General features: G+C 54.2%; 16 protein-coding genes. 6 read left to right on the top strand and 10 right to left on the bottom strand.

The window, feature by feature from the left end; genetic code table 11:
* Positions 1–39: 39 nt before the first annotated feature.
* Entirely contained in the window at positions 40–5151 is a 5112-nt protein-coding gene (locus tag LOC67_RS06780; RefSeq protein WP_230261774.1) for a tetratricopeptide repeat protein, read from the top strand.
* On the opposite strand, the gene LOC67_RS06775 is transcribed toward LOC67_RS06780, so the two are convergent.
* Positions 5134–8376: a hypothetical protein gene (locus LOC67_RS06775; RefSeq protein ID WP_230261773.1), complete on the bottom strand. Its 3243-nt coding sequence runs from the start codon at positions 8374–8376 to the stop codon at positions 5134–5136. The two genes, LOC67_RS06780 and LOC67_RS06775, sit on opposite strands and share 18 nt — an antisense overlap.
* A 531-nt stretch (positions 8377–8907) precedes the next feature.
* Here LOC67_RS06775 and dusB point away from each other — a divergent pair.
* Positions 8908–9951 carry a tRNA dihydrouridine synthase DusB gene (gene dusB / locus LOC67_RS06770; protein ID WP_230261772.1) on the top strand — a complete coding sequence of 348 codons (1044 nt, stop codon included), beginning with the start codon at positions 8908–8910 and terminating at the stop codon, positions 9949–9951.
* A 9-nt stretch (positions 9952–9960) separates the two neighbouring features.
* On the opposite strand, the gene LOC67_RS06765 is transcribed toward dusB, so the two are convergent.
* On the bottom strand, positions 9961–11115 hold the full coding sequence (locus LOC67_RS06765; protein ID WP_230261771.1) for an ATP-grasp domain-containing protein: 1155 nt from the start codon (positions 11113–11115) through the stop codon (positions 9961–9963).
* A 157-nt stretch (positions 11116–11272) separates the two neighbouring features.
* Between LOC67_RS06765 and fae the strand changes: the two genes are divergently transcribed.
* The 3 genes from fae to rdgB all read left to right on the top strand — a co-directional run bounded on the left by fae (position 11273) and on the right by rdgB (position 13675).
* A complete protein-coding gene (gene fae, locus LOC67_RS06760; RefSeq protein WP_230261770.1) occupies positions 11273–11773 on the top strand; it encodes a formaldehyde-activating enzyme in 501 nt (166 codons plus the stop codon).
* A 338-nt stretch (positions 11774–12111) separates the two neighbouring features.
* A complete protein-coding gene (locus LOC67_RS06755; RefSeq protein WP_230261769.1) occupies positions 12112–13005 on the top strand; it encodes an NADP-dependent methylenetetrahydromethanopterin/methylenetetrahydrofolate dehydrogenase in 894 nt (297 codons plus the stop codon).
* Between the two features lie 64 nt (positions 13006–13069).
* The gene (rdgB, locus tag LOC67_RS06750) at positions 13070–13675 is read left to right on the top strand and encodes an RdgB/HAM1 family non-canonical purine NTP pyrophosphatase (protein ID WP_230261768.1); all 606 of its coding nucleotides are present in this window, start codon (positions 13070–13072) and stop codon (positions 13673–13675) included.
* Positions 13676–13708: 33 nt separating this feature from the next.
* Here rdgB and LOC67_RS06745 read toward each other — a convergent pair whose 3' ends face one another.
* The 5 genes from LOC67_RS06745 to accD form a co-directional block, all read right to left on the bottom strand.
* Positions 13709–14518: a PP2C family protein-serine/threonine phosphatase gene (locus LOC67_RS06745; RefSeq protein ID WP_230261767.1), complete on the bottom strand. Its 810-nt coding sequence runs from the start codon at positions 14516–14518 to the stop codon at positions 13709–13711.
* 9 nt (positions 14519–14527) lie between these two features.
* The gene (locus tag LOC67_RS06740; protein ID WP_230261766.1) at positions 14528–15367 is read right to left on the bottom strand and encodes a serine/threonine-protein kinase; all 840 of its coding nucleotides are present in this window, start codon (positions 15365–15367) and stop codon (positions 14528–14530) included.
* A 65-nt stretch (positions 15368–15432) separates the two neighbouring features.
* Positions 15433–17490, bottom strand: coding sequence for a biosynthetic arginine decarboxylase (gene speA, locus LOC67_RS06735; protein WP_230261765.1), 2058 nt, complete (start codon positions 17488–17490; stop codon positions 15433–15435).
* Between the two features lie 103 nt (positions 17491–17593).
* The gene (locus LOC67_RS06730) at positions 17594–18517 is read right to left on the bottom strand and encodes a serine/threonine protein kinase (protein WP_230261764.1); all 924 of its coding nucleotides are present in this window, start codon (positions 18515–18517) and stop codon (positions 17594–17596) included.
* Positions 18518–18526: 9 nt separating this feature from the next.
* Complete coding sequence (gene accD, locus LOC67_RS06725) at positions 18527–19363, bottom strand: acetyl-CoA carboxylase, carboxyltransferase subunit beta (RefSeq protein ID WP_230261763.1); 837 nt, start codon at positions 19361–19363, stop codon at positions 18527–18529.
* 805 nt (positions 19364–20168) lie between these two features.
* Between accD and LOC67_RS06720 the strand changes: the two genes are divergently transcribed.
* Positions 20169–22358, top strand: a complete 2190-nt coding sequence (locus LOC67_RS06720; RefSeq protein ID WP_410001120.1) for an FAD-dependent oxidoreductase — start codon at positions 20169–20171, stop codon at positions 22356–22358.
* A gap of 228 nt (positions 22359–22586) precedes the next feature.
* Here LOC67_RS06720 and LOC67_RS06715 read toward each other — a convergent pair whose 3' ends face one another.
* From LOC67_RS06715 to LOC67_RS06705, 3 genes are all read right to left on the bottom strand, one after another.
* Positions 22587–23858 (bottom strand): PQQ-binding-like beta-propeller repeat protein, encoded by a 1272-nt coding sequence (locus LOC67_RS06715; RefSeq protein ID WP_230261762.1) that lies wholly within the window; start codon positions 23856–23858, stop codon positions 22587–22589.
* Between the two features lie 200 nt (positions 23859–24058).
* Positions 24059–25330 carry a serine--tRNA ligase gene (serS, locus tag LOC67_RS06710; RefSeq protein WP_230261761.1) on the bottom strand — a complete coding sequence of 424 codons (1272 nt, stop codon included), beginning with the start codon at positions 25328–25330 and terminating at the stop codon, positions 24059–24061.
* Between the two features lie 65 nt (positions 25331–25395).
* Complete coding sequence (locus LOC67_RS06705; protein ID WP_230261760.1) at positions 25396–26784, bottom strand: dipeptidase; 1389 nt, start codon at positions 26782–26784, stop codon at positions 25396–25398.
* Between the last annotated feature and the right edge of the window lie 119 nt (positions 26785–26903).

The raw sequence follows: 26903 nt of genomic DNA, 5'->3' as shown, positions 1-26903 counted from the left end.
ATGTTTTGGCCAAGCAGACTCCTCAATGAATTAGATGGCATGACGCAATTCGATAAGGACTCCTCATCTCCTAATCTGGCAACACTCGAGCGAGATCTTTCAGAGGTTCGAAAGGAGCTTCGCCGCTTATCAGATTTAGGTCTGTATCTCGATGCCTATGAATTTGCGAAAGGCAAGTTAGGCGATGACCTGTTGCAGTGGTCAGGGTGCGACGGCGGTTTGATCGCATTGAAAATGGCTGATCGGCTTGGCGGGACTCAGCTGTCCAACGTGCTGACCTATCGGATGGGACGCCGTTATCCCGATGATCCCGAAGTGAGATTTTTGCGAACGATGCAGAAGCTGTCTCACCGACCGCTCGCGCAAGTGTGGTTGCAAATTCGCGGTCAAGAGTTGGATACCGATGATGATGAGCTGAAGTCTCAGTGGGCGATCGTTAAAGGTTTGATCCTCTGCGGGATGCGAGATTTTGATCGTGGTTTCGATTGGCTGGAGATCGGCCGAAAACTTTCGCCCGATGATCCAAGGCCGGTGTTGCGCATCGCGACGGCGTATCTTTCTTGTGACAAGATGGATCAAGCGATTCAAACTTGTCGTGACGCTATCACAATGTTGCCAAGTTACCCGCCTTCGATTCAGACGCTGTCGCATCTATTGCTACAGGACAATCAGGTTGACGAAGCGTTCGCCATTTTGCAGCAGTCTGTCGACACCACTCAGTCTGGCGGATGTCGATTGCAGCTCGCCAGTATGGAAATGCAAAGGCACGAATACGAAAAGGCGGCGACGCTTGTAGACGGAATCGGACAGTATTTTCCGCTCGCCGATCCGGCGCGTCGTGATCGTGCAAAACGGGACAGCGTGCTTTCTTCCATCGCCAAGATTCGGTCAGAACTCGCTTGCCACCGAGGCGACTATGAAACGGCCATTGCGTTGGCAAAGATCGCGAACAACCCATTTCACGATACCCTTGCGGAAAACCTCGAACGCAACAGCACTAGCGGAAAGCGTGTTCGTCTGAAAGTGCCATTCGTACGGCAGAACCATGTCACGTGCGCGCCTGCAACACTGACGATGTTGTCCAGCTATTGGGGCATCGAAGTGGATCACGATGCGGTGGTCAATGAGATCTGCTACGACGGGACTGCCCCTGTCAAGCAACGGGTCTGGGCGGAAGAAAACGGATTGATTGCCCGGGAGTTTCGATTGACTGAGATGGTCGCGCATCAACTGATCGATGCTGAAATCCCGTTTGCAATTTCAACCGTTGACCCAGGAAGCGGTCACATCAATGTGGTCTGTGGGTATGACTCGCGGCGTGGTGTCTTGTTGATGCAGGACCCAGGGACTTGGCACGCGATCGAGGCACTGCTGCGGGAGTTCATCGAACAGTATGAGGCATTCGGACCTCGTGGCTTGATCTTGATCCCGCCACGCGAAATCCATCGCTTAGAATCAATCGAGCTCCCCGATTCGGACAAGTTTGATCAGCAGCATGCGATCGCCGCTGCTTTGCAAAATCATGATCGGGACAGCGCGGCAAACATCTTTGAAAAAATGAAGGCTGATGCCCCAGAGCATTCGATCACGCTGTGGGCTGAAACCGAGGTTGCTCGCTACGACGTCAATCTTCCGGTCCGATTGGATGCGATGCAGCGACTGCGTGATCGTTTTCCAAAAACAGAGTTATTAACGCTAGCCGAATGTGACCTGTTAGCTTTGTTCGATCGGCAAGACAAGGTCGTCGAGCGTTTGCGTGAGTGTGTCAAAGGTGAAACGCCGAGTACCGAAAGTCGACTTCGCTTGATGCGGCTATTGGAAAGCGAAGAAGACAGCCAAGAACGCTTGGAGCAACTGCGAACAGTACTGCGTACCGCCCCAACAAACCCAGAGGGTCTTTCCAACGAGGCGATCCGTCTATGGGATCGGATGGAACGCGATGATGCGTTGGAACTGCTGCGTCTTGCCGCAATGTCAGGCGAACGGGACGAAGAACACGCGCGGCGATACCTTGCGGCCGCGATCCGGATGAGTCGACGGGAAGAAGCACTCGACGTCTTGCGTGAACGTTTCGAAAAACATGGGCATGCCAGTGGGCAGCCGGCGATCACGTATGCCTATGCTCTCGCACGTACCACTCATGCCGATCGTGCCGCAGACGTGATCCGCCGAGCCCTTCAAATGCGAAGCCACGATGGTGAACTGCTGTGTGAAGCCGCGTCCGCACTGGGGCAGTTCGAGAAACCTGCGATCGGATTGGAATTGATCGAAAACGCAACGATTCCGTTGCCCGCCGACCAAGTCTTATTCACCAAGGCGAATTTGGCGATGACCGATGGGCGTCCCTACGATGCACTCGATTGTCTGACCGAACTGTATCGTCTTCAGCCGATGAACTTCGATATCGCGGCAAGGATCGCGGATCTGAAAGCTAGTTTGGAAGGGATGAATTCGACACTGGACTTCCTGCATGCGATTGTCCAGTCGTATCCGCATTGCCGGAGCATGCTTTCGATCACCGCAGAATACCTACATAAGGCAGCTCGCTATGAAGAAGCTGTGCGATACCTGGATCAGATTTTGGAGACCTGTGATTTTGACGCTTGGGCATGGCGTGAACGTTCGCTGGTCTGTTCGGCAGCGGGTTGGTATGACGAGGCACATCGCAGTGCGTTGAAAGGGCTTGATTGTGAAAAGTCCGCGATGTCGTACAACATCCTGGCGGAGGCGCAGGTCGGCCGTGGCGAAATAGAAGCGGCACTTGAAAACTGCCGTCAAGCGATTCAGATGGATTGCGATCACATGCCTGCGGTTCTCACATGGATCAAGCTTTGTGAAAACGAATCACAAGCCAAAGAGGTTCTCGCGGAACATTTTCGGGAACTGATTCGGCAGCGTAGCAACGGATCTGGTGTTGTCGCCTACAAGCGTTTTGCGACCGGGATGCTAGACGATCAGCAGATCTGTCAGCAGCTCAATGAACTTTGTGAAGTGCGTCCCGACGTGTTGACCATCCACAAAGTCGCAGCAGATCACCATTGCGACTATCGCCGCTTTGATGAAGCCGAAAAGGTGCTTTTGGATGGCGAAAAACGTTTTAGCCACCAGCCGGAGTACTGGCAGGACCTAGGCGAAATTTACATTGGTAAAAACGATTTGCCTGCGGCGGTATCTGCATTCGAAAAGGCTTTGGAGCTGGACCCGTTCAATAGCGAACTGGCGATTCGAACTTCGCAAGTCTATCAGTCCGTTGATCGACCTCAGGATGCCGAGCAAACCTTACGGCAAGCCTTGGGGGCGGCACCATCAGACGCCAGCCTAATGGTGGAATTAGGACGGTCGACCGAAGACGAAGATGAACGCCGTCGTTTGATTCATGACGCCGCAATGTTGTCTCCAAACTGTGGTGACACGTGGGGATTGTTTCTGTCTCTTTGTCAGTATGAAAATCGAGAGCCGGATGCGGTGGCGGCGGCTCGAGATCTGGTTACACAGCGACCGAATGATTCGAACGCCAACATTCGATTGGCCGAGATGCTTCATCGCGAGGATCAGTGGGAGGAGTCCGTCGGTGTCTTAAAGGCGGCGATTCAAAGAGATCGACGCAACGTGGATCTGCACGGACTGTTGGCCCAACGCTACTACGAACGAGACATGGTCGAAGAAGCGATCGAAGCTTGTTCGCCCGAAGGCATCGATCCGTACGACTTAAGTCAGCTGAATCTGTTCGCGGCCAATCTGTTGAACCTAACCGAACAGACCGAAAAGGCGTGTGAGAGAATTCAACTGGCGCTTGAGCGTGACCCATCGAATCTTGAGGCATGGAGCCGTCTTGCTGATTGGGCCATGAATTTGGAAAACGATGAGCTGTATGACATGGCTGCGACCGCATTATTGGATCGGGGACCCAACGTCGCACTCAGCCATGGATACTACTCCGTCACCGCACTTCGCAACGGAGATAGAGACGCAGCAAAGTTTCATCTTCGCCAAGCATTCGAGCTGGATCCGAGCTACACGTATGCGTTGACCGAGCTGCTAGGCTTGTACATCGAAGATAACGAAATCGCGGCCGCAGACGCGTTTGTGAAGTCGATCAAAGACAAGGCGGAATCGATACCGCTAGCGATTGCGCATGCGACGTTGGCACTGGCACACCAGGATTACAACGGTTTCGTGACTGTATTTCAGAAGCTGCCCGATGCGTCCAGCGCGACAGACGTGGCTCGCAATACCCTGCGGCACTTCGATGAGCAGCCCGACGGGATTTTGGCCAGTACGCTTACAAAGGCGATGAAACGTAAAAACGCTACCGAAGCGCTCGGCCATGTCTGGTCGTGCGTGAACGTTTCGTCGGACGATCCATCAACCGGAATCAAGAAGTTGATGAAGCTGCCACGACATCCCGAGCCATTTTTGGCTGCAGTGATGGATGTCCTTGGCAAGCTATACAGCAAGTGTGAGTATTCCGATTCGGTCGATGCCGCCACACGGAAGAAATACAATCGGCTAGCTGAAAAGTTCATCAAGCGAATCGGTGCGTTGGTCTATACGGTTCCAGATGTGTGGAGGCAAGCTTTGTGGGTGCTAATGATCGGCGATCAGGAGCCCAAAATGAAAACGCTCGCTCGTAACTTCCGTCGGGTAGAGAATCGTGATGCCAATACCGTCCTGCCCGCGGTGCTTTACGGGGTGCATATGCGAGATGCCCGATTCGCGGGAGAGGTGATCAACGATGTCTTCTCCCGTGATCCGGAGAATATGGCGAACGACATGATGACTGCGGTCGCGATGTATGGCGTCTTCGCGATGGATGTTGACGATCTCGAAGTTGCGATTTTGCAAGCTGATAAGAACGAGCTGTACAAAGCTTTTAAGTCGATCTCGAAACTGATGACCGTGGGCGTTCAGTGCCTCAAAGCTGCTGACGGGAACGAAGAGCCGTTGATCGATACTTGGATGGAAGTGTTTGTCAAACCAGGAAAAGACGAAGAGGTAATCGACCGAAACATCCTGGCAGAATTGCGAGCCCGTATTGCCGAGAGCGTTGGCAATCGACGGTTGGCTCGCAAGCACCGCAAGTCAAAGTACGTTCAGCCCCGCGAGCTCTCCGAATCGGAAACCTCTGCTGATTCAAGCCGCGTCGCGTGAGTCGAGATTCTCAATCGAGCCACGTTCCCGACGTAACGCACGAATCGTTGTATTCTGGCGATGGATTTCGTTCTGAAGTTCACGGACCTGAGCGTGAGCTTGTTCGTTGGCCTGCAAGCTGGATTCGTGTTCGTCGCTGACTCGCTTGAGGTGGGCGGTTAGATCCGAAGACTTGGCGACCAACGTTTGGTTGGTCTTTTTCAACGTTTCGAGGTCAGCCGAGACCGCTTTGAGACGTTCTCCAGTCGCTTGCTGCTGATTAGTCCGTTCTGCCAATTGTTTGCGAAGATCGGAAAGCACTGAGTTACTCAGGTCCAATTTTTCCGATTGGTCGTTGGCGTGTTTCTGGAGAGTTTTGTTGGTCGCCAGTAAGGTTTCGTATTTGTCGGTTAGCTCCCCAATGCGAACTCGAGCCGTTTCGTATTGTTGGCGAGTCGCTTCAAGGTCTGCCACATCGTCACGCAGTCGCAGAAGCTCTTCTCGTTGTTCTGCAAACGCTCGTGTTTGCAAATCGCTTTGCTGTTTCAGTTGGTGAATGTCTCGATCTCGCAGGTGCAGCTGTTTTTCGAGGTCGATCACATTCCCCATACGAGTTTTCATATCGGAGATATCTTGATCGCGTTCACGCAACTTCGATCCGAGTGACTCGATGGTCGAAATCGCTGAAATGAGTCGTGATTGTTGAACATCCAGCTCATTTCGCAGCTCTGAGTTCAATGACTGCTGTTCGCCGATTTGCGATGTCAGTTCCGCCAGTTGTTCGTTGGCAAGTGATAGCTGCTCGTCGACTTTTTGACGTGCGGAGTTCGCCGATTGGATCTCCGTTTGGCTCAATTCCATCTGTTCCTGCAGATCGAACAATTGCTGCTCTTTGTCTCTGAGCAATTCGATTTCGGATTCTTGGTCACTGAGTGAAGCATTCAGTCCCGCGATTTGACGGTTTGCTTCTTTAAGTTGTTTCGAGATCGCTTCATTGGCCTCTGTAAGAGGGCTGACCAGGTCAGCTTGTTCTTGAAGGCAAGTGATCGCGACTTCACGGGCGCCCAGAGTATCTTCCAATGATTCGATCGCCTCGACTTTGGAATCGAGGTCTTCTTGAAGCGTTTTGAGGCGAGCGGCCAAGTCTTCGGCGTTTTCGACTTGGGCTTTCAGTTCGGTGATTTCGACATCGCGATCGCGAAGGCCTGTCGTCAGCGAATCCATTTTGTCGACATGATCCCGCAGTTTGTCTGTCAGGGTTTGATTGTCGTTTTCAAGCGATTCGATCACTTGTAATTGTTCGCGAAGCGTTTCTTCGCTTTGTCGCGACGAGCTGAGATTGTTTTCGGTTTGCTCCAATTGCTCGCTCAGTTGCGTTATCGTTTCGAGCTGCGCCGTGACGGTATCGCCGAGTCGTTGGTTTTCGAGCTGAAGTGGTGCGATCGATTCGCAACGTTGCGATAGGTTCGCGATCGTTGTCGTTTTATCGCTAAGGCTGGACTCCAGTCCTGTTCGGATTTCTCGCTCGTACTCGGCGTCGTTGATCCAAGACTGCATTTCAGTCTTTTGCTGCTCGATTTGAGATTTCAGCCCAGTAATTTCCGATTCAAGCCCAGCGATCTCGGATTTTAGCACTGCGATTTGCTGAAGTTCTTCTGTGCGGGCATCGACTTCCTGTTGAAGTCGTTCGTTAGCCGATTCTGTGCGCTGTAGCTTGTCGACAAGCACTTGGATTTCTTCGGAACCGGTGCCGAGTTGTTCAAGAACGTTTTCGTGTTCTTGTCGAGCGGTTTCGAGCTGAACGCAAACTGATTCGTGTGTCACTAACAGTTGATCATGTTGATTTCGCACCTGGCCGAGTGTGTCCAGTTCGGATTGGAGTGTCGAAATCTCAGATCGCAAGTTTTCGATCAATCGCTCGCGGTCATCTAGATCAGAAATCCGGCCATCGTTTTCGACTTGCAGTGCCAGCAGTTCGTCTCGAAATCCTTCGGCGTCTGACAGTTTCGTTTCCAGTTCGACGATGCGGTTTTGTTTGTCTTCGACCAGATCCGCAAGACGTTCGTTTTGATCCGCAGTGCGTTCGGCCTGATCCAGTGCCGTCGCGAGTTGCTGCTGCATCAGTTCGACGCTGCTGACGATCGAGCCGTATTTCGCGGTCGCGTCATCCTTTTGTTGGGTTAGCGACTCGATATCGCGATGCAATGATTCGACAGTTGATTCATGTTCAGTAAAGCGGGATCGAAGCGATTCGATTTCAGCTCGTGATGAATCGATGAGATCCTCTTTTTTATCGGAAGCGGCTTTCAGTTCGTCGATTTGTTGCAACAGCTTTTCCGTTGACAGTTCCAGTTCTTCATCGGATTGCTGACGCAGAAGCAATGACTGTTGCAGTTTTTCGAGTTGATCTTCCAGTTCGGCCACTCGCTGACTTTTCTGATCAAGCTCTTGCTGGATGGCCGTATTCGCAGTGGCTAGGTCGGTCTGCTCCGACTGAGCTTGCGAAAGCGTTTCGATCGTTTGGTTGAGTCGATCGACATCTGCGTTTAGAGACTCGTTGGTTTCACGTAGTGCTGCAAGTTCCTGATCGGAATCGTCTTTTTCAGAAAGCTTTGACGTGAGCGATTCAATAGTTTCGGTCAGGGAATGAATCTCATTGATCTGTTCTTGTTTGATGTCTTTGAGCGAATCGATGATTTCAGTTTGCCGCTGAATTTCTTCGTTGGCTGCAATCGTCGCTGCTTGATCAGCTTGGCGAGCGGAACGGATTTCTTCTTCAGCGGCGATCGCAACTTTCTTCGCTTCGATCGCTTCGTTTTGAGCGGTCAACGCATCTGCTTTGTCGATTTTCAATTGATCAACATCAAGTTGAAGCGAATCTTTTTCCGCTAGCAGGCTTTCAACTTGGTCGAGCAAATCTTGATTTTTGGCTGTATGTTCATCGACCGCGATTTTTGCTTCGGTGAGCGATGATTCGAGTTCGACATTGTCCGAACGCAACGCGGCGATTTCGTCGTACAGCCGATCGGCGTCGGTTTGGGCAATTTCCAAGGATCGATTCAGTTCGTCGACATCGTTATCCGAAGGCGGCCTGGAGTCCCGGAGTTGATTGAGCTCTTTGGTCAAGTTGGAGATGATTTCGTCTTTCTCGATCCCGACTTGGTACCAGTAAAGATAGCCAAGCCCCATCCCCGCGCAGATGAAGACAAAAATTGGGAATATCGGCAATCCAAAGATCTCGCCCATGGTTCGATTCCATTCTTCGTTTCACTGCCCGATGGGGAGTACCTGCCAAATTCGTTTTGGCGTCGGTCAGTGGTTCTGTGTGTCGTTTTCTTGGCCGCTTTGGTCGACGGGGGACGGCCGTCGATCCGGGGTAATGCTATCAGTGAGACCCCAAGATCCGCTCCTTGTCGGCTATAGCAAACCTCCGGGGAAGACGTCAACGCAGATCATGTTTCGGGCCGACGATCTGTCGATCGGACTTTGATTCACGGGGGTGACCGTGTCGGAAAAAGGCTAAATAGATGCCCCCCCCTCGCAATGGTGGCCTGTGCGGTCAGGGCATCCATTTCATATAGGGCATGGCACGGGCAACTGTTCAACGCGGGCTGTTTTTCTATGCGGAATGGCGATTCTAGGAGCCGCCGCGTTTTTGCCGTTTACCGGTTTCGGACATCGTTGCCGGTTCGAACATTGCCACAAATCCAGTGTCATTTTAGAGTGTTACGGAATCACTGCTGTGTGAAGAAAAAACTGCCCAACGAACGAAGATCCATGTCGCGTCCATTTCCTCCTCCGGCTTTCAAGATTGGCGATCTTGTCATTGACCCGCCTATTCTGCAGGCGCCAATGGCGGGTTTTACCAATGCCGCGTTTCGGCAGATGGTTCGCGACTACGGTGGCACAGGATTGATTGCTACCGAAATGGTCAACGCTCGGGGGTTCGCTTGGATGGACGAGCATGCCGAGGAGCACCCCGACCGATTGTGGGGCGTTGCCGAAGAAGCACGTCCACTTGCGGTTCAAATTTGGGATAATGATCCCGAAACGATGGCAAAGGTTGGGCGCCGATTGGTGGAGGAGTATCGGGTCAGCGTTGTCGATATCAATTTCGGCTGCCCTGTTCGCCAAGTCACCGAGAAAGCGCATAGCGGAAGTTATCTACTGCGGACGCCGATGCGAATGTTCGAGATCATTTCGAAGCTCGTCGAGGCTTGTGCACCGACACCAGTGACCGCGAAGATCCGTCTGGGCTGCAGCCCCGAACAGATCAATTGCAACGAAGTTGCGAAAGTTGTCGAAGAAGCTGGTGCTGCCGCGCTAACGGTTCATGGGCGAACCGCCAAAGACATGTTTCGCGGGCATGCGGATTGGGACCGGATCAGTGAGATCAAAGGTCATTTGCGAAACATCCCTTTGATCGGAAACGGCGATTTGGATTCCGCCGAAAAGGTCGTTCACGCATTCAAGACCTACGACGTCGACGGTGTCATGATCGCGCGAGCCTGTCTAGGGCGTCCCTGGTTATTTGCCCAGGCGGCTGCGGCGCTTCGTGGCGATCCGATCCCCCCAGATCCGACATTGCCCGAACAACGCGATTGTATGTTGCGGCACTACAACCTCGTTGTTGATCGCTTCGGTGAAGAGAAAGGCACCGTGCTGATGCGAAAGTTTGCTTGTTGCTATGCACAAGGGAAACACGGAGCAAGGCATTTTCGGACACACGTGGCCCATGTGAATACGGCCGAAGAGTTTCATCGCGTCGTCGATGAATACTTTCCGACGATGTCCAATGAAGAAGTCAAAGCGATGTCTTAAGTCGCTGTCTTAGACTGATGCCCTACACCGAATCGACTGTGATAGGCGATCTCGTTCGAAAGGGACAATCATGGTTGCCAGTGGGCAAGACGCAGGGACGTTGGATGTCTTTGCCGGAATGTCTTTCCACTGAAATTCCTTCAGCGCCGGGGCAACTGTTTGCGGCGCCAGTCTGCCCGATTGATCGAAGTCACTTGGTGAAATTCGACACGCTGACTTTGTAAACACGATCCGTTTCAGATATGAACGAAGTGCCACCGGTCGGGGCCGGCGGAACCAATGTTCTGGCGGTTCGAATACTGAGACATCTATTCCGGTTGCTGCGGTCCAGGAGCGTTCAATCAGCTCCATTGATGCGCTATAGCGTGGGTTGATCTCCAGCAGAGTGATTGATCGCCCAGCGCGATCGCAAACAAAGTCGATATTTAGCGGACCGGACATTGGGTATCGCTTCAGCCATTGTTCAGCGACAGCGGCCAGTTGCGACTGGACCGATGCCGAGATGGGAACGGGGCCGATCGCACCGGCGAATACGAATGGCCGGTCGGGAAACCGTTTGCGCAGCAACCGGCAAGCACCCAGGAGTTTTGCATCGTTGCCATTAGCAATCAGTGTCGCACCGCAAACTTTTCCGCTGATCCGTTCCTGAGCAAAGCACCCCTTGGGGACAGGTTCGTTGGCAATCGCAGTCCGGACGCCCAAACCACCCGAGGAAATGCTCGATTTGATCAGCCAGCCGTTTGGCCCAGCGTAGTCATGGCGAACCGATGGGAAATCCACCGAGGCGGCTTGCGCCAATTCGGCCAGGACGAATGGAGAAGTGGAGTCGCGAAACGCTTGCAGCGGCGGACCTTCGATACGATTAGCGACGGGGGCCAACCAGTCATATCCGCCAGCCAATCCCCCCACAATGCGAAGGCGCGATGTCCCGGTCAATTCGGCGGCGTGTCCTGCCATCATCTGACTGCGAAGCTGATCCAGAGGGAACCAGGAAATGCAAGCGGTTTGGGTGTCCTGGTCGCCAAAATCGTCGATTCCGATCGGCAAAAAACCTGCCAAACGGGCAGATTCAGCCGCGGCGCGAACGGACGGCCCGATCAAGACCAGTCGCCTTCGGGGATCACCGTAATTAGGGTCGCGCAAGTTGTCCTGGGGTGTTTGCATGGGCGTGTCGGTTTGTTAGCTTTTCTCCCGTCCAGACCCACCCCAAGCGCCGAAAACGGTCCACCCAAGATCCTCCCCGGGCCGCTTGCGGGGTAACGGATTCGTGCATCCCCACCGGTCTTCCGAATCAGATTCTTAATTGGATTAGGTCGTTGAAATGAAGTTTTACATTGGTGAAGCCCTGGTGGGCGATGGCAACGAAGTCGCACACATCGACTTGATGTTGGGCAGCAAAGATGGTCCTGTTGGTGTTGCGTTTGCAAACGCGTTGAGCACCCAAAGCGAAGGTCACACCAACCTGTTGGCCGTTTTGGAGCCCAACGTTGCTGTGAAGCCTTCGACTGTGATGATCACGAAAGTCACTTTGAAGGGCATGAAGCAAGTCGTTCAAATGTTCGGCCCTGCACAAGCGGCTGTTGCGAAAGCGATCGCTGACTCGGTTGCTGAGGGTGTCATCCCTGCTGACCAAGCGGAAGACATGGTCTGCGTTTGCGGCGTCTTCATCCACCCTGAAGCTGACGACGACGAAAAGATCTACAACTACAACTACGAAGCTGTCAAGCAATCGGTTGCCAACGCCATGGGCGGCAAGCCAACCGCAGAAGAAATGATCGCCAAGAAAGACTCGGCGGCTCACCCATTCAAGGGTAACTTCTAAGTTAACGTCGGATGGTCAGTGTCAGTCGCCATTTTGTGGCTGACACTGAATCCACGTTCTGCTTCATCGTTGACGTTACGTATGCCAACGTGTTTCCCTTCACTGTGGCGAATCACTGGCGGTCGCTGTTTCGATTAAAGCAGCGTTAACCGTTTCGCAGCTGTCCAGAAGCAGCGCGACAACTGAAGTCAGCCTGCCGGGTCGGCACGGGAATCAGATGGACATGATGATCTGTCTGCAATTTGAATCTCTCGACGACGCATTCTTTCGCGCCACGCGTCTTCGCGATTGTCCATCTACTGGCGTCCTCCCTTTGGTTCGCGGTTCAAAGCATTTTCATGACCAAACGCATCCTGTTTCAGTTCGATAGCGATCCGCATTTCAGTTCATTCGATTCGGTCGTGGCAATCGATTCAGATATTGATCATCTTGTGCCCGTGGCGAACGTTCAGGCGACCAGTATCGAACCTTTGGTCCATGGGACAATGTTCACTCGCGGACCCGACGAGCTGAAGAACACGGCTATCTTCATCGGCGGATCAGATGTTTCCGTTGCCGAAACGCTTTTGCGCTGCGTGACAGATACGTTCTTTGGGCCTGTGCGGGTTTCTGTGATGATGGACGCGAACGGATGCAACACAACTGCTGCAGCGGCGGTCGTTTGTGCAAGTCGTCATATCGAACTGAAGTCAGCCCAGGCGGTCGTTCTTGGAGGCACAGGGCCTGTTGGACAGCGGGTTGCAAGGCTGTTGGCCGGTGACGGGGCAAATGTCACCGTCACGAGCCGTTCGCTGGATCGCGCCGCATCGGTCTGCCAGCAGATCGCGAAACAGCTCGAAGACGACAACATCGATGCACCGGGAAACTTGGTTCCCGCTTCAGTGGCGACGCCGGAGCAGACCAGTCGCGTGATTCGAGATGCAGAAATCGTGATTGCCTGCGGAGCGGCCGGCGTGCAGTTGGCTTCCAAGGCCGATCTTGCCGCGGCGGACAAGCTGCGGGTCGCGATCGATTTGAATGCCGTCCCACCGGCTGGCTTGGAAGGCATCGAGGCGTTCGACAAGGCAAAGTCCATCGAAGGTGGCGACGCGGTGGCTTATGGTGCGATCGGCGTGGGCGGGTTGAAAATGAAAACACACAAAGCCGCCATCCGATCACTGTTCGAATCCAATGATCGGGTTCTCAATGCGACGGAGATCTACGCGCTGGCAAAGAACGTTGACGCGTCATAGTCCGGTCTGATGTGTCAGAGGACGATATCCCAACAGTCACAGGCCTTCTCTTTCAGGACATCAAATGTTTGATTTAGTGCTCGGTACCAACAACCAGAAGAAATTGGTGGAGCTGAAATTGATGCTTCCCCCGGAGCACTATTCGTTGCATTCCCTTGCTGAAATCCCCGAATCAATCGACGTTGATGAAACGGGGACGACGTTCAAGGAAAACGCCGCTCTAAAGGCAGTGGAACAAGCAAAGCACTTGGGTCGATGGGTGCTTGCTGAAGACAGCGGTTTGGCTGTTGACGCGTTGGGAGGCGAGCCAGGCGTTTATTCGGCACGCTATGCGGGAACTCATGGTGACGATGAAGCGAATAATCGAAAGCTTCTAGCGGAACTGGACGGTGTGCCTGAGGAAAGACGGACGGCACGGTACCACTGTGAGATCTGTCTTTCGGACCCCGAAGGAAATGTGAAGATCACCGCCGGAGGAACCTGTGGCGGACGGATCAGGACCGAAGCCTCGGGATCAGGTGGCTTTGGTTACGACCCGCTATTTGAGATTGTCGAGTACCACAAGACATTCGCCGAGCTTGACTTGACCGTCAAGCGAGCGCTAAGCCATCGCAGTCGTGCGTTGCGAATGTTTCTGCCACAGCTTCGTCGTCTGGTCGCCGGGATGTGATCGGAGCGTCGGCTGACCGCGTCGGTTATCGATCTAAGGCGTCAGCAACATGATCGTGAGATCGTCGAACTTGCCCGGCAGGCGGTCATCGTCACCATGCATACGATCGGTTGCCAGTTCGACCAGCGATTTCATGCGATCGACAGGGCGGCCGATTCGACAACGATCAACGATTTCACTGACGTGCAGGTTATCGAACAACCCATCGCTACCAACGACGATCGTGTCACGAGCGGACAGGGCGATCGCGGGACCGATTTCGATGTGCATCTCACGGGAACCGACAAGGTTCGAGACCAAGTGGCGTTCGTCATGGTACATCGCATCCTCTTCGTCGATCAGGCCCGATTGGATGGCGTAGCCGACAGGCGAGTGTGAATTGGATTTCCATTTGATCGCCCCGCGTCCACCAACGACCAGCGTCATGGAGTCGCCGACCTGATAGCCACGGGCAACACGGTCGGAGACTTCGACGACCGATAAAGTGGTGGCCGATCCGGTGCCCAGATCCAGTATCTCGGCATTGGCGTTTTCGATCGCGTCCAGAATGGCCGGACGAAGGTCAGCACTATCGCCGCAGGCGGTCAGTGATTCGGCAAGGCATTCCATCGCGATCGCGGAAGCTTTGTAGCCGAGAGGTGCTCCACCGACGCCGTCAGCGACAGCCATGACGAAACGATTGGCCGACAGGGTTAGCATCAACGCACTGTCGTCGTTGGGTTCTGTTTTTCCCGGGCAAGTTTTTGAAAAAGCAACGACATGACCGTTAGCCACATCGATCAGATCGGGCTGATCCATGTGACTTTCGCGGTAGAACTTCGCATTTTCAACTAGCGTGGACATCCCGCCATTTTACGTCTTGGCACGCTGGCGGTTGATATACCGAAACGCTTTCAGACGGGATTTCTCCCAAGCCTCGGCCATTTTCCCGGCATCAGCGTACCTATCGCGCGGTGCGACATTGAGAGATTTTCGGATAATATCGATTACATCGCGATGGACACGCCTGCGGAGGGTGGCGGCGTTTGGCAGCGGCCAGGTGAACGGATACTCCGGCCACTTCCCTGAAAACATCCTGTAAACAATCAATCCGATCGAGAAGACGTCACTTCGCCGCGACGGTTTTCCCATTGCCTGTTCTGGTGCCATGTAGCCCAGCGTACCGGTGCCTGAACCGTTGATCGTCTTTTGCGCAACCTTGGCGATACCGAAGTCACCAAGTCGGAGCGTGTCATCGGCGAACAGAAAGATGTTTTCCGGTTTGATATCACAGTGGATCACACCTTCGTGATGGGCGAAGGCGACCGCGTCGAGAAGCTGCGAGGTGTATTCGAACGCTGTTTCGAATCGCAGTCGTTTCTTGAGGCGGTCGTCCAGCGTGCGTTCTGCGAGCGGCGTTACGACGACAAGGTAGCCATCGATAAAGCTTGCATCGCGAATGGGCAGGATCGATGGGTGTTCCAGCCGCAGTGACAGGCGGACTTCGCGGCGAAACTCATCTACCAGGTCATCAGTCACCCATTGGGCGCTAGGGATCTTCAGAGCAACCTTTACACCCAGTAGCGTGTCCATTGCAGAGTAAACGTCAGCGAACCCGCCTTGGCCGATTCGCTTTTCCAACCGGTATTTACCGAGTCGGCTACCGGCGCGAAGTGCGCGTCGGCTAGCGGTTGGAACAGGAAATTTACTCATTCATGATCGCTCAGTAGCGTTTGCAAAGCCAGCTTCCCACCGACGTTGTGCCGGTGCCTGCCGCATCAGTTTTCGGCCGAACCGTTTTTGTCCGGCGGCGATGAAAAACCGTTGGATGTGGCGAGGTTTACCGAATCGCCTTCCAGGATAGCGTCGTCACGGACTGGCGATTTCTTTCCGCCGGTCAGGTAGGTGTAGCCGCGCAATGCTGATTCAAACAGTTCAACTATTTCGCCAGCTTGTTCGTGATCAATCCTATTGGCGATGATGCTTTCTTCGACAGCATCCTGGATGTTCTCGACCAATTCGCGAACTTCGTATTGAACATAGCTCAAAACTTCGCTCACGGTGTCGCCTTTGACAATCGATCGAACCTTGGCAACGCCATTGTTGCATTCGACATGCACCGCGTGCGTATCGCCGAACAAGTTGTGAAGGTCACCGAGGATTTCTTGGTAGGCTCCGACCGCAAAGACACCAAGACGATACGGTTTATCTTGGCCTTCGAAGGGATGCAGCATCAGCGTTTTAGTACGTCCTTTGCCGCATACGAACGAGTCAACTTTGCCGTCGCTATCGCAAGTGATGTCACCAAGGACGGCATGCCGGGACGGCCGTTCTTCCAAACGATGGATCGGCATGATTGGAAATTGCTGACCGATCGCCCAGGAGTCAGGCATCGATTGGAAGAGCGAAAAGTTGACGAAATAAATGTCGGACAACATTCGGTCGAGGTTGGACAGTTCGCCGGGGCATTCGCTTCCGTCTTGAATCAGTTCACGAATGCGATGGCAAAGCGCGAAGTACATCGTTTCCGCTGCGACCCGCTGTTCCAGTGGCAGGTACCCACCGCTGAAGAGGTTCATGCACAAGTCGAGCGCGACCTGCGAGTCATGGAACATCTCCCGCATGTTGACGGCAGTCAGGTTGTTGTACGCGTCCCACAAATCGTGAACCGGTTGTTCGAACTCTTCCGGTGGTCCGGCTGGGGATTGCGAATCGTCGTTAGTCGTAGCCCATGCAGGCAGGTCTGTGTTGCCTTGACGTGTGACGCCCAGCGTTTCCATCACCAGGACGCTGTGTTGTGCCGTGATCGCACGACCGCTTTCGCTGATCAGTTGCGGGTGTTCGATGTTGGCTTCGTCACAGACGGTTTGGATGTGATAGACGACGTCGTTGGCGTATTCCTGAACCGTGTAGTTCATACTCGATTCGGAATCGCTGCGGCTGCCGTCGTAGTCGACCCCCAGACCGCCGCCGACGTCCAGGTAGCCCATCGCGGCACCGCGTCGCTTTAGGTCGACGTAAATCCGTGCGGCTTCCAGGATTGCCGATTTGAGCTGACGAATGTTGCCAATCTGGCTGCCGACATGGAAGTGCAGCAGTTGCAAGCAGTCCGCCTTGTCCTCTTTGATCAGCCGGTCCAGTTGAGCCAGGATCTCTGCAACGGTGAGGCCAAATTTACTTCGGTAGCCGCCACTCGCTTGCCAACGACCGGAGCCACGGGTCGCAAGTTTGACTCGCATTCCCAATGTCGGGCGGACGCCGATTTCTTCGCCGATTCGTAGTGCCAATTCGACTTCGGTGGCCTTTTCGATAACGGGGAAGACCTTTCGTCCCAGTTTTTGAGCGCTGAGCGCCAACCGCATGTATTCTTCGTCTTTGAATCCGTTGCAGACCAGCGGCACGTTGATGTCGCTCATCGCGATCGCGGCGACCAGTTCAGGCTTACTGCCCGCTTCGATACCGAAGCCCAGTTTGGAGCCCTCGGCGATGATCTGCTGCACAACTTCGCGTTGCTGGTTGACTTTGATCGGGAACACGCAGCGATAACGGTTCTGATAGCCGTTTTCCTCGATCGCTTTTTTGAAACAGTCATCGAGATGATGAAGCCGATCACGGAGGATTCCGTTGAAACGAATCAAAATCGGCAATTGCAGACCACGTTGGCAGAGCCGGTCGACAATCGTTTCTAGATCAATCGCGTTGTTGGGATTTCGATCGGGGGTCACGCTGACCGTGCCACGTGACGAAATCGAAAAGTACCCATCGCCCCATCGGTCGATCCCGTATTCTTCGGCGGCATCTTCAAGGGACCAAGTCGGTTGAGCAATTGTCTTCAATGCGCTATTGCCTCAAAACGTTGTGCAAAAAGAAAACAGTCGGTACAGCGTACCGCGCAGGAGTATGTGTATTAACACACGATTTGCAAGAGAGATCCGACGATCAAATTGCCGGACTGGCGGCACCATCAACATACACTTCTTTGATGCGGCCGAGGCCTTGGATGAAGTGTTCGATGGTTGGGGTGCGGTCATCAACTTTGGGTTCAATCATCTGCATGATCGAACGAGCCAAGCTGGGGTTCACGTTAGGACAGGCCTTTGCCAGCGGAATCGGAGGCGAGGTGTCGTGATGCAAGGCCGCCCGGCCGGTCACTTCGTCACCCTGCCAGGGATGGCAAAATGCGATCAAGCAGTAATAGGTGACCCCGAGTGAAAACAGGTCAACTCGTTTGTCGGTCGCCCGGCGGCGCACGATTTCCGGTGACATGTACAAAGGCGTGCCGGTACGGTTTCCTGGTGCCATGTAGGGCGGCAGTGCTGGCACGGTTAGCCCAAAGTCGATCAATTTGACGTCGTCACGATCGGGCGTCAGGATGAAGTTTCGTGGGCAGATGTCACGATGAATGAACTCCATCGCGTGAACATAGCGGAGTGCTTCTGCCATCGACTTGATCAGCGCGAGGCGTCGTCCTTCGACGTGCTCTTCCTGCTTCTTGACGATGATGTTCTGCATGCTGGGGCCAGCGATGTACTCCATGATCAACACAGGGTTACCGGTCGTGGAGACGCCGACTTCGTAGGTTTCGACGATATTGCGATGGTGCATCTTCATCGCAATTTCACCCTCGGATGGCTTCTTTAGGTGCCTGAACCGAGATTCGAAAGCTTCGACCTTTTCCGGGTCGAGTACTTTGACGCCGACAACCTTACCGCCATTGTGAAGGTCCTTTGCGGCAAAGAATTTTGCCATCGTGCCCGTCACCGCGGTGCGTTCGAGCGCGAAGCGTTCCTTCAAGTCGATTTTGCCGCCAGTGGACTTGCCGCTGCCGCCGAGCATTGATTTGACGGAATCAAAAATTCCCATCAGGTGGACCTATTTTCCGCAGTAGTCGATCGCTCGTGCGATTTCGGTTTTTAAATGTTTGCGGGTCACGATGCGGTCAATATACCCATGTTCCAAAAGGAATTCGCTGGTCTGAAAGCCTTCGGGTAGCTCGATTCCGATGGTCGCTTTGATCGTCCGAGGACCGGCAAATCCGATCAATGCTTTCGGTTCGGCAAAGACGAGGTCACCCAAGGAGGCGAAACTGGCAGCGACGCCACCCATCGTTGGGTTAGTCAAAACGCTGATAAACAATCCACCAGCTTTGTCGTATTTTGCCAACGCGGCGCTGACCTTGGCCATCTGCATCAACGACAGAATGCCTTCGTGCATCCGAGCACCACCACCGCTTGCACTGATGATGATCAGCGGAAGGTCTTGTTTAGTCGCGTGTTCGATCAATCGGGCTAGCCGCTCGCCGACGACGGAGCCCATGCTACCCATGATGAACGCACTGTCGGTGACTGCTAATGCAACGCGTCGGGCGCGGATCATACCGGTGCCCGTCAGAGCTGCATCGGTCAGGCCGGTCCTTTTCTGTTCGCCGACCAAACGCTCGGCGTACCGCTTGCGATCGGAGAACTCTAGCGGATCGGTTGGCCGCAAGTGTTCGTTCATCGGCTCGAACGTGCCTTCGTCGATCACTTGGTTAATGCGATCGGTCGCCGAAACGTAAAAGTGATGTTCGCACTTGGGGCAAACGTTCAGTCGTTGTTCGACTTCTTTTTTATAGACGCTGGTGCCGCATCCGGGGCACTTCAGCCACAAACCCTCTGGGACGCCACGTTTCTTGGCTGGCCCTGTGGTTCCTTCTGTCGATTCGGGCATCTTGCGGCTGGACGGTTGCTGGCTAGAAGAGGATCGGCTGGACGAGTTTTGACTTGATTGAGATTCGAGAGTCGCCATACGCATTTGGGAGCCGGGAAGACTCGAACACGGTGGGCACATCTATCAAAAAGACACTGCCACGCCGCCGGGAAAACAGAGATACATGCTAAGTGGTGAATCAGTTTAGCTGAACCCGTCGTTTTTCTCAGCCCCAAAACGATCCGGACCACCAATCGGGGAGGACCGTAGCAAAACACGGGGACTTTCGCCATCAGGCATTAATCCGGGGGCGTTTCGGCGAGCAGATTCGTCCCGCCAAAACGATCCTGAAACGCAAAACTGTGTATCCTAAAGGCCCCCGTTGTGGGCGTGAGCTCAACCTAAACTCCGTTTGGATTGAGTTGGCCGAATTGTAGTATCGTGACTAGAGCTTCGTTCCAACTCGATTTTAGGATTCGCCGTATGGCGCCGGCCACGGTTTCATTCGCAATAACCGCGGCCAACGCCCGTCGGCTGATGAACCGAACCCGTGTTTTCATATGGAACGAAGCACCAGTTGCCCACGATTCGATACCCCGCTAACTATGGCGAATCGGGTTGACGCACGCCCAGGCCCCCTGCCTCGATCTCTTCCCTGAATAATCCCACCATGAATTCCTTTCGATCCTTCCCATGCGCCCTCGCTAAAGTTGCTTGTTGGAGAGCCTTTGTGCTGCTGGCAAGCGTTTCGGCTTCAGTGCTCTTTATATCTTTTGGCGGGGCAGCTACTGCAGCAGAAGCTGGCGCCCGACCTGCCGAAGTTTTCGTGGAATGCGAGAGTTTCGACGATCTGGGTGGCTGGAAATTGGACACCCAGTTCATCCAGCAAATGGGGTCGCCCTATCTGCTTGCTCATGGCCTAGGCAAGCCAGTTGATGACGCGACCAAAGAGGTCAAAATCAAACAATCGGGCACCTACCGCGTGTGGGTACGGACCTTTGATTGGGTGGCACGCTGGGATGCAGCGGGAAGCCCGGGAAAGTTTGAGCTTTCGATCGGAGGCAACAAGCTGGCGCGAACCTTCGGGACCGAAGGCAAGCAATGGTCATGGCACGATGGCGGATCGGTTGAACTTCCCGAAGGCAACGTCGAGCTTCGTCTTCATGACCTAACCGGCTTTGATGGACGCTGCGATTGTGTCTATCTGACATCGGATCTGGAGGCGACGCCCCCGCCAACCGGCGGTGTCCTGTCGCAGTGGCGACGTGATCAATTGGGCCTGCCGGAAACACCAGCCGAACGTGGACCCTATGATCTGGTGGTGGTCGGCGGTGGCTATGCCGGGATGGCTTCGGCGATTAGCGCTGCACGGATGGGATGCCGAGTCGCCTTGGTGCAAGATCGAGGTGTTCTAGGTGGCAATGGCTCGAGCGAAGTTCGGGTCTGGGCGATGGGCAATATCCGCCGCGGCAAGTTTCCTCGTATCGGCGAAATCGTCGAAGAGTTCTCCGACAAAGCGACGAAGTCGCCCGGTCGCTACGAAGAGTTTGGTGACCAGCAGAAGGAAGCGATCGTTCGAGCCGAGCCGCAGATCGATTTGTGGCTGAATCACCATGTTTTTGATGCCGCCGTTGACGACCGAAAAATTCAGTCCGTTGATGCCCTTAATACCAAGACCGGCGAAGTTGTCCGCATGATCGGTGCTCGATTTGCCGACTGCACCGGGCATGGTTGGCTTGGCCAGTTTGTCGGCGCTGACAGTGACATGGCACCGGACGGCCGCATGGGGATGAGCAACATGTGGCGTTGGGATGAGACGGAATCCAAGACTGAGTTCCCGGAAACGCCGTGGGCGCTCGATCTGAAGATGGAAGACTTTCCTTATCCGCGCGATCACCACGGACAATGGTTCTGGGAAAGCGGGTTCAATAAAGACGCGATTGGGGACGCCGAAGGAATTCGGGACTGGAACTTGCGAGCGGTTTACGGGGCTTTCAACGCGATGAAGAACCGCGATGGGGCCACTGACCATGCCAACGCGGTTTTGACTTGGGTTGCCTACGTCGGAGGGCCTCGCGAAAGCAATCGCCTTCTCGGTGACGTCATTTTGGAGCAGGACGATATCGTTGCTAAACGAGAGTTCCCTGATGGCTGTGTTCCCAGTACATGGTCAATTGACTTGCACTACCCCAAAGAAGAGTTCGCTGATAAGTATCCGGACAATCCTTTCATCAGTAAGGCCGTTCACGATCGACGCGTCGATCGAATGTATGGCTATCCCGTCCCTTATCGATGCTTTTACAGCCGAAATATCGATAACTTGTTCATGGCAGGTCGCAACGTCAGCGTGACTCACCAAGCCTTGGGGACCGTTCGCGTGATGAAGACTTGCGGGATGATGGGTGAAGTGGTTGGCAAGGCCGCGTCGATCTGTGCCGCAAACGATTGCAGTCCGAGGGATGTTTACGAACAACACCTCACCGAGCTGTTGGGAATGCTGGAGCTACCCGGCAAAGCCCGTCGCAGTACACCTTCGGCTCCGATCACGATCGATCCGGGGGCATTGCCGCGTGCCTCGAAGTTTGGCCCACCGACCGGACTGGATCCCGAAACGCTTGACGGCATCATCCTTGATGACCGTGATGCCAAGATGGAAGGAAAATGGAATGCAGGGTCGACCGGTCGTCGCTATGTCGGATACGGATACCAGTACGCCGGAAATGGAAGTCAGGCCAAAGCGACGTACACCTTCACGGCGAAGGAAGATGGGACTTATCAATTCGGATTGCGGAGTGCACCGTTTGATAATCGCTCGACATCAGCACCGGTGGAACTGCGTCACGATGGAGCAGTCGTGGAAAGCTTCGTGAACTATCAGGGCAGCGAAGACGGCGAGTTCGTTTCCGTCGGTTCGCTGCAATTGAAGAAAGGCGACACCGTTGAGGTGGTCCAGCTAACCGATGGCGTGAAGGGGCTGGTGCACCTCGACGCCTTGCAGGTGCTGAAGAAAGATTGATCCGGAGCCATTTTGAGAGGCGGTTCGTTGCGGCGATCGGCCTGTTGATTGCCGCCTTCCACTCCGTGGGATTAGCGTGCTTCTCCGCTGGCTTTGCTGTGTAGAAGGCGACTTCGTCAAAGACCCAGCCTGTGGTCCACAGGCTGTTCAGTGCGATGACTCCCCCACTGATTTAGCCCAGCTGATTTATCTCAGCTGATTTATCTCAGCTGGGTTTTGCAGATCTAACTATTGCTCTGTCCCGATGCAGTAAAGGTATTCCTGCTTCGTGCCGTCTTGGTCTTTTGCCAGTCGGATATAAATCTTGCCGTCGCAGATCACTGGCGTTGCGAATGTGGTTCCGTCCAACTTGTTCTCGGCTAGCTTTTCAAAGTCTTCTGGGTCGGCTTTGAAAACGAATGTTGTGCCATCCTCGTTGGTGGCGTAGATCAAGTTGCCTGCCAGCACTGGTGAGGCGGTGAATTCGCCGCCGAGGCGACTTTTCCACATCGTTTCACCGTCTTCGGCATTCACGCATGTTGCAACGCCAGCATCCAGTGACATGTAAAGGTAACCATCTTTTTCCAGCATTGATGGAACATAGTTCCGCGTGTTGACTTCCCAATCGATGGTGCCTGATCCGTCCGCCAAGACTGCAGCAACGTGATTCTTTGGATAGCCGCCGCTGGTGAAAATATGCTTGCCATCGGTCACCGTCGAAGTCACGCATTCTGTCGTCGCGCCTTCGATTTCCCAGTTCGTTTTTCCGGTTGTTGGATCGAGGCTGGTGACGAGGTCGCAGCCGGTAAGCAGCAATTGGTCTTTACCGCTGACGTTCAAGATGATCGGTGACGCATAGTTCGGCTTCGCGGGGCGATCACGTCGCCAAGCGACTTCGCCTGTCTGGCGATCCATGGCGACGATGCTGCCGCCGGCCTTGTTGTCCGCTGACGCGATGACAAGGTTTTCGTAGATCGCAGGTGAGGAACCATATCCTTGGTGGATTTGGTAGTCACAAAGACGAGTTTGCCAATCCAGCTCTCCGTCAAGGTTGATGGCGCTGGTGTAGACCGCTTGGTCGTTGTAGAAGTTGACAAAGATTCGCTCACCGTCGGTTGCCGGTGTGGATGAGGCCCAGGAAGCCTTCTGGTTGGCTTCGCGTCCACTGGTTTTGAAGAATTCGCCTTGGTGTACGACCGTTTCCCAAATCTGCTTGCCAGTTTTCCGGTCCAGGCATAGCAGCAGCTCCGCACGGCGTTCCTGATCGGCAGTGATCAAATAGATGCGATCGTTCAGCAGAATTGGGGAGCCGTGGCCGCGTCCTGGGATAGGTGTCTTCCAGGCAACGTTTTCCGTTTCGCTCCATGTCATCGGCGGCGTTTGGTCGGCCGAGGCAACACCCTGGCGGGTCTGTCCTCGCCACCAAGGCCAATCCGACGAAGGAAAGCTAGGAGTATCGGCAGCGGCAAACGAGGATAGGCCGAGGAGGGTTATCAATAGCGAAGTGAAACGCTTGTGCATCGTGGTCATCGTGGCGAGTAAGGGTAGGTAACTGGCACGATTATAGCGATGAACCGATTCGGTTTTTATCTCAATCTTGGAGGCGGGCGTTGCGTGGCGGTGAGAACCTTCGGAGGGAAGAAAACACTGAGGCACCGAGATCACCGAGTCGTTCTTGGTGGTGTTTGATTCCCCGTGTTTAGGCTCAAAACCCAGCATGGCTACTGGATGACTTCACATCCCATCCAAGGCTGCAGTGCCTTGGGGACGGCGATGCTGCCATCGGCGCGTTGGTGGTTTTCCAAGATCGCGATCATCGCACGACCGGTTGCGATCGCGGTGCCGTTTAGTGTGTGCACGTATTTTGTGCCTTTCTCACTGGCGACTTTGTATCGCACGTTCAACCGTCGCGATTGGTAGTCGGTGCAGTTGCTTGTGCTGGTGACTTCGCCCCATTCGCCGGATTCACCGCGTCCTGGCATCCACGCTTCCAAGTCGTACTTGCGATAGGCGGGGCCACCTAGGTCGCCGCTGGCCGTGTCGATGACTCGATAAGGGACTTCTAGTGCATCAAAGATTTCGCACTCCAGTCCACGCATTTCTTCATGGATCGCGTCACTTTGTTCGGGCAGGGTGAACGCGAACATTTCGACTTTGGTGAATTGGTGAACTCGGTAAAGTCCTTTCGATGCGCGACCCGCCGCACCGGCTTCGGTTCGGAAGCAGTGGCTCAGACCACAAAGTTTAATCGGCAATTCGCTATCGAGCACCGTTTGGCCGCTCATCATCCCGCCCAAGGTGATTTCGGCGGTTGCGACCAAGTTCAGTTCGGTATTTTCGATGCTGTAGATTTGGGTTTCGGGGCCGCGTGGATTGAACCCGGTACCTTGCAAAACTTCCGTTAGTGCCAAGTCAGGAGTCGAGACCGGCGTGAAGCCTTTGTCGCCCAAGTAAGAGACCGCAAATTGCTGCAGCGCCAAATCGAGACGAACGGCTGCGTTACGTAGGAAGTAAAAGCCGGCTCCGGCGACGCGTGCTCCGCCTTCGAAGTCAAACAGGTCGTGTTTTTCGCCGAGCTCCAAATGGTCCAAGGCTTTGAAATCGAAGTTGGGTTTGGCGGTCTTGCCAAACGATAGTTCTTTCGCGTCATCTTCACCGCCTTCTGGAACGTCGGGGTGAGTCAGGTTTGGGATGAACTTTTGGATCTCCAGGATCGCCGCTTCCAGTTCATCGCATTTGGATTGGGCATCGTCTTTCTGTTGCCGGAGTTCACGTCCTCGTTCAATGATCTGGGGGCGTTCTTCGTTGCTGGCACTTTTGATGGACTTGCTAACTTCGTTGGCTTGGCGATTGAGTTCCTGAGCCAATTGAAGTTGTTCCATCCGCTGTGATTCCAACGAGACAATTTGATCGATGTCGCAGGGAACGCCACGCTTTTGGCAGTTGTCACGAACCAAATCGGGGTTTTGAAGAATGAACTTGCGATCGAGCATTTCTAGTTAGCTATCAGGCGAGGAGTTGAAAGTGGAGAAGCGAGAGTCTACTTGCGATTGAAAAGTTATTGTGCCCGTTTTGCGATCTCGTGCCAGAGCCTGGCAGAGGCTTCGATCCCACGATGGAAATCAGCAACACGGAACTTTTCGTTCGGGCTGTGGGCGTTGTCATCGGACAAGCCCCAGCCGAGCAGTAGGCAATCGCACTCGAGGGTTTCTTGAAAGCGGGTCACGATTGGGATCGAACCGCCTTCGCGGATCATGACTGGTTTAGCACCGAAGGCAGCTTCGATGGCGACATTGGCGGCTTCAACAAATGGCGTGTCTGTGCTCGCGAGCATTCCAGGGGCGCCATGGTCGGACACCAGTTTCCAGGTGATTCCTGGAGGTGTGTTTGCAGCTAGGTGTGCGTTCAACTGCTCGGTCAGTTCCTTTGGGTCTTGGTTGGGAACCAGGCGAAAGCTGATCTTTGCGGAAGCTTCGGCGGGGATGATCGTTTTGACGCCTTCGCCTTGATGTCCGCTTGTCAGTCCATTGATGTCAAATGTTGGCCTTGCCCAGCGTCGTTCGTCGGTTGTGAAGCCTTTTTCACCGTACAGTTCTTTCACGCCGATTCCGGCCGCAAATTTCTCGTCCGTTTGCGGCAGTTGCTTCCACTGTTCGCGTTCGGAGTCGGACAGTGGCTGCACTTTGTCGTAGTAACCCGGGATCTGGATGACGCCGTCTGCATCGACAATCGATGACAGCATTTTGCACAGCGCGATCGCGGGGTTCATTACGGCGCCGCCAAAAGATCCACTGTGCAGGTCTTGGCTGGGGCCTTTGATGTGCAATTCATAAGTGGCGATCCCGCGTAATCCGTAGGTAATTGCGGGTTGTCCGTCGGCGTATTGTCCGCTATCGCTGATCACGACGCAGTCACATGCCAGTTCGTCGGACATATCGGGCAGCAGTCGTTCGAGGTTTTCGCTGCCGACTTCCTCTTCGCCTTCGATCAAGAACTTGATTTGCAACGGTAGTGCTTTACCGCTGGCAAGCCAATCGCAAACGCTTTGGACGTGTGTGAGTGCCTGACCTTTGTCGTCCGTCGCACCGCGGGCGTACAGGTTTCCGTCGCGGATCGTCGGTTCGAATGGGCCGCTGATCCAATCGTTGACGGGCTCGACGGGTTGGACGTCGTAATGCCCGTAGACCAGAACAACGGGGGCTCCAGCAACTTCGGGGGTTTGCGCGAACACAAACGGGTGCCCGTCGGTTTCGATGATACGAGTTTCCAGTCCGGCGGCTTTGAACTTTTCCAGAACCCATTGGCCAGCCCTTCGAACTTCGCCAACCTTCCCACTGTCACTGCTGATACTGGGAATCCGCAGCCACTCGATCAGATCATCCAGGTGTCGTTGCGAGCTAGACTGGATTGCGGTCAAAATTTCGCGGAATGATTCTTCGGAGGGCATCGGACCTGCACGGTTGGAGGTTGTCGTTGATGAGGTGAAGTTGGGACCAAGATCGGGCAAAAAACGGATGCTTGCACCGAAAAAAGGGTCTGCCGTCGCTCACCCTGGGCGCTACAATA

The organism is Stieleria sp. JC731 (assembly GCF_020966635.1).
Lineage (GTDB): Bacteria > Planctomycetota > Planctomycetia > Pirellulales > Pirellulaceae > Stieleria.
Note: the sequence above shows the minus strand (reverse complement) of the source record. Positions and strands in the feature narration are given on the sequence as shown.